The organism is Leptotrichia sp. OH3620_COT-345, from assembly GCF_003932895.1.
Lineage (GTDB): Bacteria > Fusobacteriota > Fusobacteriia > Fusobacteriales > Leptotrichiaceae > Pseudoleptotrichia.
On sequence record NZ_RQYW01000061.1, the window covers coordinates 1 to 1,113 of the forward strand.

Consider the following 1,113-nt stretch of genomic DNA (forward strand, 5'->3'; position numbering starts at 1 on the left):
CTCCAGCCACTACCAATAAGATAGATGTAAATACACTCAATGCAATAGCTAGATAGTCATGGCGATAATACCACTCCTTAAAGTTGGTAACCGAACCTACACCATATAAAATGCCAAGAATAATCAAGGCAATATTAATTACAATCATTCATTCTCCTGACTTTCTACATAGAGTAAGATACAGAACGCGTCTGCCATGTCGTCGTTGATATCATTATCAGGTACTATGTTATAGCTCTTGAGTATCTCAATGCTTTGTACTTTTCGCAATGCACTCTTACCTTTAATTAGATGATACCCACACCATTTACTGTTTGGTACATCAACATAGCCAATGTTATGACGGTTACGCATGACACCCAAGAATGAACCGTTAGCTCTAATCAATGAGATGTTTCCCTTAGACTTGAACGTGATAATAGGTTCTTCAATATAAATAAAGTAGTCAAATAAATTGTAATGCTCAATAATTTCTGTTATACCGTCAGCAATAAGCTTGGCACGTTCCAAAGGATCTTTACTTTTACCACCTGCAATTGAACCGACTACATACTCATTTGTCAAAGGATTACGAAATGCGTAACCAGTATTAGAGGTGCTAAAGTCAATAGCTAAGGCTTTGCTCATAAATCAGAACTCAATTCAATATAAAGCTCTTTAGTAATTTCTCCAATATCAAATAAGTGCTTAACATAGTGTTCATATTCAATCGGAGTCAATACTTCTTTTTGTGCTAAAATATGCTCTTTATTCATTTCTTTATTCTCCCTTAAAAATTAAAGCTGTATCAAGATTAATCAAACCACATTCAACAGCGTTAAGTAAGAACTCGTTAAAGTCAACTTCTGACAATGTCTCTTGCTTAAATAGTAGCTGTTCCTCTGTCATTTGCTTTCCTCTCTCAACTTGATATATATATTATATCAAATGCACTTTTCAGGTTTGGTTTATCCTCTGTTATGTAAGCTATGATTGACTTTGTAGGCATTTTGTGTTATACTATTTATAGGAGGTAACTATGGCTAGAGATAAATATCTGATGTACTTACGACAACAGGAATACAAGAAACGTATTAAAATTAAAGTAGTTAATACAAGAGCTAGAATGAACAG

Annotated in this window: 2 protein-coding genes; both read right to left on the reverse strand. The window is 34.0% G+C overall.

What is annotated here, in order from left to right; genetic code table 11:
* Positions 1–144 precede the first annotated feature (144 nt).
* Positions 145–627 carry a hypothetical protein gene (locus EII29_RS11270; protein ID WP_036851100.1) on the reverse strand — a complete coding sequence of 161 codons (483 nt, stop codon included), beginning with the start codon at positions 625–627 and terminating at the stop codon, positions 145–147.
* Positions 624–755 carry a hypothetical protein gene (locus EII29_RS13105; protein ID WP_015979566.1) on the reverse strand — a complete coding sequence of 44 codons (132 nt, stop codon included), beginning with the start codon at positions 753–755 and terminating at the stop codon, positions 624–626. Before EII29_RS13105 ends, EII29_RS11270 begins: the two co-directional genes overlap by 4 nt.
* Between the last annotated feature and the right edge of the window lie 358 nt (positions 756–1,113).

Bases quoted from the DNA above. Each gene is read 5' to 3' on its own strand.
- EII29_RS13105 (WP_015979566.1), bottom strand. From the start codon at position 755: ATGAATAAAGAGCATATTTTAGCACAAAAAGAAGTATTGACTCCGATT.
- EII29_RS11270 (WP_036851100.1), bottom strand. From the start codon at position 627: ATGAGCAAAGCCTTAGCTATTGACTTTAGCACCTCTAATACTGGTTAC.